The organism is Aeromonas sp. CA23, assembly GCF_002587065.1.
GTDB classification, from domain to species: Bacteria; Pseudomonadota; Gammaproteobacteria; order Enterobacterales; family Aeromonadaceae; genus Aeromonas; species Aeromonas bestiarum.
Map to the genome: position 1 here is coordinate 849,236 of NZ_CP023818.1, position 10,765 is coordinate 860,000.

The following is a 10,765-nucleotide window of genomic DNA, read 5'->3' on the forward strand; positions in this document are numbered from 1 at the left end:
AGCTCCCGTTGCAACGAATCCCCAGCTTACCCCTATATGCGGGAGGCGCAAAGTTGAGCGGCCCCTCGCAGCGTGCAGGAAATTAAACAACCAGGGCTGGCGGCCAGCCCTGTGATTCAGCGCTGCTTGGCCAGCTTGGCGCCGTCTGCCAGCTTGCCGTTGCCGGTTTTCTTGTCATTACCACCAAGCTTGCGGGCCTGGCGCTTCTCGAAGCGGGAGATCCACCAGTAGGCGATCGCCGAGAACACCGCCGTCATGAAGACGTTGATGAAGAAGGCGCGTACCAGATCCACCCCGCTCGGGAAGGCGGAGGCGCTCATGCTCACCACGAATATGAGGATGAGCACCGAGACCACAGCCATGCCGAAGGTGCGAGATCCCATGCGGAACTCGCGGGGGGTGTCGTCGTGTTTCCAGCGGAACACGAAGTAGGCCACCATGATGAAGATGGGCGGCAGCATGGCGGTACCGGCGGTGAGGTTGATGGCGGTGTTCATCATCTGCTGCACCGACTCGGAGCCGAAGCCGTTCACCACCAGCATCACGAACACGAACGCAAATTGCCACCAGGCAGCGCGCACCGGCACCCCGTGCTCATTGAGCTGGGTGGTCTTCTCCCCATAGACGCCCTGGGGGATCTCGGAGAAGTGGATCTTCACCGGGGCCGAAGTCCACATCATCATGGAACCGAACATGGCGATGAACAGCACAACCCCGACCGCACGGCCGACCAGCGCCTCGGACAGGTGGAAGTACTGGGCCATGCCGGTGAAGATCTCCACCATGCCGCCGGCATAAGTGAGGCTTTCACGCGGCACGAACACGTTCACCAGCAGGGAACCCAGCGCATACATGGCACCTATGACGATACCGGCGGTGATGATCACCCTGATGAAGGACTTCTGACCGCCTTTGACGTCATTGAGATAGGCCGCCGCCGTCTCGGCACCGCCCGCCGCCTGGAAAATCCAGCACATGATGCCCAACGTCGCCCAGTTGACTGTGGGGGTCATGGCTTCCAGCGTGATGGGCTGGGCCGCCACATGATCTCCACTCAGTGCCATCAGGGCACCCAGCACATAGATGGCGAACAGCGCGAACACCCCGTAGGCCACCAGTTCGGCAATCTTGCCGAGCCAGGTCGCCCCCCTGGTGGAGATATGGGTTGCCGCCGCGAACAGCGCTATGGAGATGATCGAGGTCACCATGGGGGAGAAGCTGTATTCATACCCCAGCATGGCGTAGGAGGCGTAGGCGATGACGTTGGGCAACAGGGAGACGAACCAGAACAGGTTCACGAACCAGTAGAGGAAGGAGCCCAGATAGGCCATTCGGGTGCCGAGCGGCTTCTTGAGCCAGTCATACATGCCCGATTCGGAGTTCTTGTTGGCCGAGACGAACTCGGAAATGATGAACACGAAGGGGATGAAATAGACGAGCGTGGCCAGCAGGAAGATGGGCGCCGAACTGAGCCCAAGTTCTATGTTGTTGTTGACTATGTTGCGCACGTTGAACACGGCGGCAAAGGTCATCGACAACAGGGCAAACTTGCCCAGGGTGCCGCGTACGGAATCAGACATATGTCCTCCAATGGAATAACGCCGCTTCACCAGCTGACGCTTTGACTCTGAATGTGTTCGGCACAGGCCTCATGGCCCGGCCAGAGATTTTCTTGTTATGGTTGGGCCGCTCAAGCGACCTCGCTGGCAAACCGCTGCGGCCCAACCGCACCGGCACTCAATCAGGGATCCCTCAGACGATCTGGGTACCCGGCGCCATGGGCACGCGAGGCTGCAGCAGCACGCTCTGGCTCTCGTCCGGGGTCTCGGCGCAGAGCAGCATGCACTCGGAGCGCTCGCCGCGCATCCTGGTGGGCTTGAGGTTGGTCAGCACCACCACCTGGCTGCCCATCAGCTCATCTTCGCTGTAGTGGGGCACCAGGCTGGTGACGGTCTGCAGCGGCCGCTCGCCCCCCACGTCTATCTGCACTATGTAGAGCTTGTCGGCACCGGGATGGCGCACCACCTCCAGCACCCTGCCCACCTTCATCTCGACCCGTTTGAACTCGGCAAATTCGATTGTCTCGCTCATTCCATTCTCCTTCTGTTCTGTGGTTCAACCGGTGACGGGTGGCTGTCGCCACCCGCTTTATCTCTCTTGGCCACTCGGGCCCGGGCCGGCTTGCTCTGGGGATCAGGAGGCCTGGATGGACACCTGAGCGGCCGGCAGGGCCTCTTTCGCGCGCGCTTCCTCACTCAGGGAGGCTTCGTATCTGTTGTATTTCCACCAGGCAAAGCCGAGGAAGATCACTATCCCGCCCACGTTGTAGAAGACGATGGTCATGATGTCGGCACCGGTCGGGAAGGTGGAGGCGAGGAAGCCCACCGAGAAAATGGCGATCAGCACCGAGACCACGGCGATCCCCGTGGTGCGCGAGCCCATCTTGAAGTCCCGTGGCAGGTGATCCAGCTTCAGGCGCAGGTTCAGGTAGGCCAGCATGATGAACAGGGGTGGCAGCATGGAGGCGGCCGCCGTCATGTTGATCACCGTATTCATCAGGTCTTGGGCGGTGTTGGAGCCCAGGGTCGGGATCAGCATCAGCGGCAGCACTATCAGGTACTGGATCCAGGCTGCGCGAGCGGGCACGCCGTTTTCGTTCAGCTCGACCGTCTTCTTGCCGAAGATGCCGGCCGGGATCTCGGAGAAGAAGATCTTCACCGGGGTAGCTGTCCACATCAGCAGGGAGCCGAACATGGCGGTAAAGGAGACCAGCCCCACGAAGCGGTTCATCAAGATGGCGGGCAGACCAAAGTAGGACGCCAGCCCTTCGAACACCTGCACCGAGCCGCCGGTATATTTCAGGGTGCCGCTGGGGACGAAGACGTTGATCAGCAGTGAGGCGATGGAGTAGAGCACGCCGATGAAGATCCCGGCGATGATGATCACCTTCACGAACGACTTGGATCCGCCTTTCACGTCATTGACGTAGACAGCCACCGACTCGGCGCCACCGGCTGCCATAAAGATCCAGGTGGTGATACCGAGGAAGGCCCAGCTGAAGTCCGGGATCATGGCCTCTACCGTGATGGGATCGGCCGGTTGCACGCCGCCCACCAGTGCCGCACCTGCCAGCAAGATGTAGGAGAGGGTCAGCAGCAGCATCAGAGAGGAGGTCACCGAGGTGATGGGGCCCAGCATCTTGGCGCCGTTGGTGGAGACGTAGGTCGCAAAGGCGAACAGGATCATGCTCAAGCCAGTGGTCGCCAGCGGGGTGAGTATGTATTCGTAGCCCAGGAAGGCATAAGAGGCGTAGGCGATGACCCGCGGCAGCAGCGAGGTGAAGAAGAAGAGGTTCACGAACCAGTAGGTGTAGGCGGAGATAAAGGCCCAGCGCCCGCCGAGGGAGCTCTTCACCCAGGCATAGACGCCCGCTTCGGAGTTCTTATTCAGCGAGACGAATTCCGCGATGATGAGGCAAAACGGAATGAAGTAAAAAATGGTGGCCAGAAAGAACATAGGGGCCGAGGCCAGACCGATCTCGATGTTGTTGTTGATGACGTTGTTGAAGCTGAATACCGCCGCGAAAGTGAGCGACAGCAGACCAAACTTGCCTATCGTATTGCGTTTGGAATCAGACATGGTGCATCTCCAGACCTGTAGTTATTGCTGCGAAAGGGCGGGGCATGATTTGTAGGGTGAACCCCGCCCTTCCGGCTTTGTCAGTGCAAAAACAGCGGCTTGTTATTTGTTTTTGAAGTAGCCGCCTTCGACCGTGACCTTGATGATCAGCTTGCGCACCGGCGCATCGCCGGCGAAGCGATAGGCCTCATGGTTCTCGAAGATCACCAGCTGGCCATTGCCGACCTTCTGGCGCTCTCGCACCTCGCCGGCCAGCCACTCGCGGTCGCTGGTGTCGTCATAGGCCGATTCCGTCTGCAGGCCGTGCTTCTCGGCCCACTCCACAGTCTCTTCCCCTTCCAGGTAGTAGTGGATATCGAAGTAGCGGCGTTGCCCCTCAAACAGAGAGGTGGCCGGGCTGGCCCCCTCCTGCAAGCGGTAGGTGAGGGAGTCACCGATGGAGTGACAGATGCCGGGCTTGAGGTTTGGCAGGTTGTCGATGGCCTCCACGCAGCGGCCCCACTTCTTGCCCTCCCGGTAGATGTTTTTGAACAGGGTCAGGTTGTCCAGGGTGATCATGCGAGGTTCCTCCCGCCGTTGATGGTGAGATCGATCCCGGCCATCGCAGCCGGATTGAGGTTGCCACGGGCGATGGGCAGCAGGGTCAGGCCGAAGCTGAACGGTTCGAAACGCACCCGCCAGGAGTCCAGCACCTCTGAGCCCCAGGAGTTGGAGCCCAGCCCCAGCACCTTGTGATCCAGATTGAGGGTGAGATAACCGCTCGGCTCCAGCTCATTGATGTGCTGGGCGGCGTGGATATGCTCCCAGCTGTAGGGCCAGACGCTCAGGTTGATGGGGGCATCGGGTCGCACGTAGAGACCGGCGCCGTGACGGTTGGTCAGGGTCGCCCAACGCACCTGCTGGCGGTTGCCGTTGTCCTGCGGGAAGGGGTAGTGCTCCCACATCTCGCCCACAGTGCTGTTGAAGCAATCGATCCAGTTACTCTGGCGGCTGTCCTGGTAGTTCTCCCCCGGTCCCATGCCAAGGTAGTGCACCCGGTCGAGATCCTGGCGGATACCCAGTTCGAAGCCGATCTTGGGAATGATGTCGTCATAACCGCCGTAGGGCTGACCGGACAGTGCCACGTGCAGCTGACCGTTCGGGCTCAGGGTGTAGACGTAGCGGCAGCGCATGCCGAAGTCGAACACGGGCGGCGCTATCAGGCTCTCTACCGTCACCTCGACCGCGTCACCCAACTGGCGCCAGCTTAAGCCACGGAAGTGCTCCTGCATGATCTGCAGGTGGTTCGGGTGCCACAGGCTCTCGTACTCCTGCTTGTGGTTGTCGATCATCGGCTTGAAGAAGGTCAGGCGCGGCGAGCGCTCGACAAGCTCATTGCCATCCTGCTGCCAGCTCACCAGCTTGCCGTCGAGGCGCGAGAAACGCATGGCAAAGCCGCTGCCGCTCAAGGTCAGCGCGAGGCGCTCATCGGCAATCTGCAACGGGGTGGCGTTGGGATTGGCAAAGGGCTGCAACTGGCGAGTCGATGCCTTGAGCTGGAACTGGTACTGGCCCAGCTCGTGCTCCGCCGCACTGTAGCGGGTGGCGGTGGCCTTGATGACCCGCAGCTGGACGAAGGTTTCCCGCCCATCGAGGGATGGCAGTTCGAGCAGCAGCTCTGTGGTGGCACCGGGGGCAACCCCTTCCAGCCGGACTTGCTGGCTGGCCAGCAACTCGCCCTCGGCCTTCACCTCGACCAGCAGGCGGATGTCGTCGAGATTGGAGAACCAGTAGCGGTTTTCCAGCTCCAGCCGGCCGCTCGCCAGATCCAGGGCGCGGATCTTGACCGGGCAGATCACCTGCTTGTATTCGCGCAGGCCAGGCCCAGGGGTCTGATCCGGGTAGATGAGGCCATCCATGCAGAAGTTGTAGTTGTTGGGGTAGTCGCCGTAGTCACCGCCGTACTTGTAAACGGGGCGACCCTGCTCGTCCTGATCCAGAATGCCGTGATCGCACCACTCCCAGATGTAGTGACCCTGGATATGGGGATGGCGATCGAACACCTGCTGGTATTCGCTGAGGCCACCCGGGCCATTGCCCATGGCGTGGGCGTATTCGCAGAGGATGCGCGGCTTAGTCATAGGGAACTCGCCGAAGCAGTTCATCTGTGAGACGCGGGAATACATGGTGCTGACCACATCCACCACCTCGGCGTCGCGATCCTCTTCGTAGTGCACCAGCCGGGTCGGATCGATTTGCTTGCAGCGCTGGTACATGGCCCTGATGTTGCAGCCGTAGCCGGACTCGTTGCCGAGCGACCAGATGATGATGGAGGGGTGGTTCTTCTGGGCGTGAACGTGGCGCTCGATGCGATCCACGAACACAGGCTCCCAGAAGGGGTCGTCTGTGATGCGGCTGAGATCGCCGACGTTGGCGAAACCGTGGGTCTCCACGTCGGTCTCCGCCATCACGAACAGGCCGTACTGGTCGCACAGCTCGTAGAAGCGCGGGTCGTTCGGGTAGTGGGCGGTGCGCACCGAGTTGAGGTTGTGCTGCTTCATCAGCACTATGTCGCGCTCCACTCTATCCATACCGACCGCACGGCTCTTGAGGTGGTCGTTGTCGTGACGGTTCACCCCGTGCAGCTTGAGGTACTGGCCGTTGACATAAAATAGGCCATCTTTGACGGTGATCTCGCGCACCCCGACCCGCTGCGGGATCACTTCCAGCAGCTCGCCCTGACCGTTGTAGAGGGAGAGCATCAGCTGATAGAGATAAGGGTCTTCGGCGTTCCATAGATGGGGGTTGGCCAGATCCAGCGTGAAGCGACAATCACACTTGCCGTCGATGGCGAGATTGTCGAGAGAGCCGCTGGCGATCTCGCTGCCCTGATCCAGCAGGGACCAGACCAGACGGTGATCACGGGCCGATGCTCCCAGATTTTCCAGCTGGATGTCGCAGCTCAGGGTGGCGCCTTGATTGTCGTCGGCCAGCGCGGTGCGGATGAAAAAGTCCTGCACGTGGGCAGCCGGTTTGCCCACCAGATAGACGTCGCGGAAGATCCCCGCCATCCACCACATGTCCTGATCTTCGATATAGGTGGAGTCGGCCCACTGCATCACCCGTACCGACAGCAGGTTCTCGCCGGTGCTGGCATAGGCACTGATGTCGAACTCGGCGGTGAGGCGGCTCCCTTTGCTGAAACCCACATAGTGGCCGTTCACATAGACCTCGAAGTAGGTCTCCACCCCGTCGAACTTGATGATCACCTGCTCGCCATCCCAGGCCGGGCTCAGCACGAAGCTGCGCTGATAGGCGCCGGTGGGGTTGTTGCTCGGCACGAAGGGCACGTCTATGGGAAAGGGAAAGCCCTCATCCGTGTATTGTAGGTTGCCGTGCCCTTCCATCTGCCACATGTTGGGCACTGTGATCTGGCCCCACTCGCTCATGGGGCTGTGATAGAAGGCCTCCGGCACCTGCAATGGGTGCTCGAAGTAGTTGAACTGCCACTGGCCGCTCAAGGAGAGAAAGCGGCGGCTCAGCTCGCGCTGCATGGTGGCCGCCAGCGCGTGGTCGGCATAAGAGAAGAAGTAGGCGCGCGGGGCCAGCCTGTTTTCACCAACGAATTGAACGTTTTCCCAGTTATTCACATGTCCTCCCGGAACAAGGCAACTTTGACTGGGTAAACTGTAGATAAACATTTACTAAATATCAGGTAATGATCGGTAAAGTTTTAACCCCATCACACAAGATGGCTGGATTTGTGAGCGAGATCAGAAGCCGGAACTAAAGGAGGGGTTTGTCTGCCTGGGTGGCATGGATGTTGATTCCCATAAGAGAGGAAACAATAATATTGTTATATAACAATATATTAAGAACTTATTAAGAGTGGGAATGTCTATCCGGGATAAAGAGAGTCGCCGCACCATGTCAGAATGGTGCGGCTAAAAACCAATGAGTTTTACTAAAACTACCGGGTGGTGCCACGCAGGGTCAGCCGGCTGGGGACCAGTACCCGTAGCGGGACCTCACGTTCGTCGCGAAGCCGTTCTACCAGCAGATTGACCCCCTGGGAGCCCATCAACTCGGAGTGGATCCGCACGGTGGAGAGAGGCGGGAAGGTGAATTTGGCGGTCGGAATATCGTTGACGCTGATCAGCTCTATCTGCTGGGGAATGGCCAACCCCTTCTCGTGGATGGCCCGCAGCACACCGATGGCGATGGAGTCGGAGGCGACAAACAAGGCCTTGGGCCAATCCCCCGCCAGCATCTCCTTCGCCAGTCGATAGCCGGAGGCACTGGAGAAATCCCCGCGATAGAGATCGTTCTCCTGCACCACTCCCAGCCGCTGACCATAGTCGAGGAAAGCCAGCTCACGCAGATCCGGCGCCTCATCCTGACCACCTATGTAACCGATGCGGCCGTGTCCCTGGGCCATGAAGAAATCCACCACCTGCTGGCTGATCAGCGCCAGATCCACGTCCACCGAGTCAAACTCCCCCTGGGAGCGACAGTCCACGAACACCAGCTGGGCAGAGAGGGAATAGAGTGCGGCAAGCCGCTCAGGTGGCAGATGGCCGATAACCAGAATACCGTCGACGGCGGAGAGCTCACGCCCCTCGGCACCGTTGTAAAAATGGGTAAGCTCGATATTGAGGCGGGCACACTGGGTCTCGATGCCATAGCGAATGGCGAGATAGTAGGGGTCGTTGACCTCTGTGCTCTGCGGGTAGGCATAGACAGCCAGAAAGTGCAGCTTGCTCTTGTGCACCCCTTTGCGAGCCGTGCTGGTCTTGTATTCCAGCCGCTCGGCGATCTCAAAGATCTTCTGCCTGGTCTCTTCCTTGACGCTTAGCGTCGGGTCTTCATTGAGCACCCGTGACACAGTCGCCTGGGAAACCCCCGCCTCCTGCGCAATTTCCTTCAACGTGGCCATGCATACTCCTCTGGCGATGACTCCCGACAATACCAGACCAAGAGTAACGGGCAACGTGCTGACATCCCAGCATTTTTACTAAAAGAACCATAGGGTGGGAGGAAAAATCCCAAAGCAAAAAGGCCTCCCGAATGGGAGGCCTCTTCTAAATAGGAGCCTGACAGTGTCCTACTCTCGCATGGCGAATGCCACACTACCATCGGCGCTACCGCGTTTCACTTCTGAGTTCGGCATGGGATCAGGTGGTTCCACGGCGCTATTGCCGTCAGGCAAAAAGCGTTAAAACTAACTTAAAACTGGTGCTGATACCCAGAGTCGAACTGGGGACCTCATCCTTACCAAGGATGCGCTCTACCAACTGAGCCATATCAGCACACTAACCGGTAAAGACCGCACTGCGTGCGTTATCTAAATCTTCTGTCCAACACAACCTGACGTTGTATCGCGACCAACTACATCGCTGTAGTTGCTTAATTGAAGCCTGGCAGTGTCCTACTCTCGCATGGCGAATGCCACACTACCATCGGCGCTACCGCGTTTCACTTCTGAGTTCGGCATGGGATCAGGTGGTTCCACGGCGCTATGGCCGCCAGGCAAATAACTTCAATCTTGGAAAGCTGACGTGAGTAACGACTGATGCCTTGGGCTTCGTCGCTATCACTGAATTTGTAAGTAGTTCTTCGATTTGCTACAAGGCCCAGAACACTTCTTGGGTGTTGTATGGTTAAGCCTCACGGGTAATTAGTATGGGTTAGCTCAACACGTCGCCGCGCTTACACACCCCACCTATCAACGTTGTGGTCTCCAACGGCCCTTTAGGACCCTCAAGGGGTCAGGGATGACTCATCTCAGGGCTCGCTTCCCGCTTAGATGCTTTCAGCGGTTATCGATTCCGAACTTAGCTACCGGGCAGTGCCACTGGCGTGACAACCCGAACACCAGAGGTTCGTTCACTCCGGTCCTCTCGTACTAGGAGCAACTCCCTTCAATCATCCAACGCCCACGGCAGATAGGGACCGAACTGTCTCACGACGTTCTGAACCCAGCTCGCGTACCACTTTAAATGGCGAACAGCCATACCCTTGGGACCGACTTCAGCCCCAGGATGTGATGAGCCGACATCGAGGTGCCAAACACCGCCGTCGATATGAACTCTTGGGCGGTATCAGCCTGTTATCCCCGGAGTACCTTTTATCCGTTGAGCGATGGCCCTTCCATTCAGAACCACCGGATCACTATGACCTACTTTCGTACCTGCTCGACCTGTCCGTCTCGCAGTTAAGCTGGCTTATGCCATTGCACTAACCTCCTGATGTCCGACCAGGATTAGCCAACCTTCGTGCTCCTCCGTTACTCTTTGGGAGGAGACCGCCCCAGTCAAACTACCCACCAGGCACTGTCCGCGATCCCGATTCAGGGACCTGCGTTAGAACATCAAACATACAAGGGTGGTATTTCAAGGACGGCTCCAGCGCAACTGGCGTCACGCCTTCAAAGCCTCCCACCTATCCTACACATGTAGGTTCAATGTTCAGTGCCAAGCTGTAGTAAAGGTTCACGGGGTCTTTCCGTCTAGCCGCGGGTACACCGCATCTTCACGGCGAATTCGATTTCACTGAGTCTCGGGTGGAGACAGCATGGCCATGGTTACACCATTCGTGCAGGTCGGAACTTACCCGACAAGGAATTTCGCTACCTTAGGACCGTTATAGTTACGGCCGCCGTTTACCGGGGCTTCGATCAAGAGCTTCGCTTGCGCTAACCCCATCAATTAACCTTCCGGCACCGGGCAGGTGTCACACCCTATACGTCCACTTTCGTGTTTGCAGAGTGCTGTGTTTTTGATAAACAGTCCCAGCCATCTGGTCACTGCGACTCCCAACTGCTCCATCCGCGAGGGACTTCACTGTCAAGAGCGAACCTTCTCCCGAAGTTACGGTTCTATTTTGCCTAGTTCCTTCACCCGAGTTCTCTCAAGCGCCTTGGTATTCTCTACCCGACCACCTGTGTCGGTTTGGGGTACGATGACTTGTAATCTGAAGCTTAGAGGCTTTTCCTGGAAGCAGGGCATCAATGGCTTCACCACCGTAGTGGCTTCGTCTCGTGTCTCAGTGTTGTGTCTCCGGATTTGCCTAGAAACACCACCTACGCACTTTCACCAGGACAACCGTCGCCTGGCCCACCTAGCCTTCTCCGTCCCCCCATCGCAAT

General features: G+C 58.5%; 6 protein-coding genes, 1 tRNA gene and 3 rRNA genes (1 of these 10 only partly in view). All 10 read right to left on the reverse strand.

Annotated features, from left to right (window positions below; translation table 11 throughout):
* Positions 1-116: 116 nt before the first annotated feature.
* A complete protein-coding gene (locus tag CK910_RS03990) occupies positions 117-1,580 on the reverse strand; it encodes an amino acid permease (protein ID WP_098981071.1) in 1,464 nt (487 codons plus the stop codon).
* A gap of 172 nt (positions 1,581-1,752) precedes the next feature.
* Positions 1,753-2,091: a tRNA-binding protein gene (locus CK910_RS03995; RefSeq protein WP_098981072.1), complete on the reverse strand. Its 339-nt coding sequence runs from the start codon at positions 2,089-2,091 to the stop codon at positions 1,753-1,755.
* A 102-nt stretch (positions 2,092-2,193) separates the two neighbouring features.
* Positions 2,194-3,639, reverse strand: coding sequence for an amino acid permease (locus CK910_RS04000; RefSeq protein WP_098981073.1), 1,446 nt, complete (start codon positions 3,637-3,639; stop codon positions 2,194-2,196).
* A gap of 102 nt (positions 3,640-3,741) precedes the next feature.
* A complete protein-coding gene (locus tag CK910_RS04005; protein WP_098981074.1) occupies positions 3,742-4,197 on the reverse strand; it encodes a beta-galactosidase subunit beta in 456 nt (151 codons plus the stop codon).
* Entirely contained in the window at positions 4,194-7,268 is a 3,075-nt protein-coding gene (gene ebgA / locus CK910_RS04010; RefSeq protein ID WP_098981075.1) for a beta-galactosidase subunit alpha, read from the reverse strand. Before ebgA ends, CK910_RS04005 begins: the two co-directional genes overlap by 4 nt.
* Before the next feature lie 320 nt (positions 7,269-7,588).
* Positions 7,589-8,554: a transcriptional regulator EbgR gene (gene ebgR / locus CK910_RS04015; protein ID WP_098981076.1), complete on the reverse strand. Its 966-nt coding sequence runs from the start codon at positions 8,552-8,554 to the stop codon at positions 7,589-7,591.
* A 155-nt stretch (positions 8,555-8,709) separates the two neighbouring features.
* A 5S ribosomal RNA gene (gene rrf, locus CK910_RS04020) occupies positions 8,710-8,824 on the reverse strand.
* Positions 8,825-8,851: 27 nt separating this feature from the next.
* Positions 8,852-8,927: transfer RNA gene (locus tag CK910_RS04025), tRNA-Thr, on the reverse strand.
* 106 nt (positions 8,928-9,033) lie between these two features.
* Positions 9,034-9,148, reverse strand: a 5S ribosomal RNA gene (gene rrf, locus CK910_RS04030).
* Between the two features lie 126 nt (positions 9,149-9,274).
* A 23S ribosomal RNA gene (locus tag CK910_RS04035) occupies positions 9,275-10,765 on the reverse strand (it continues 1,399 nt past the right edge of the window).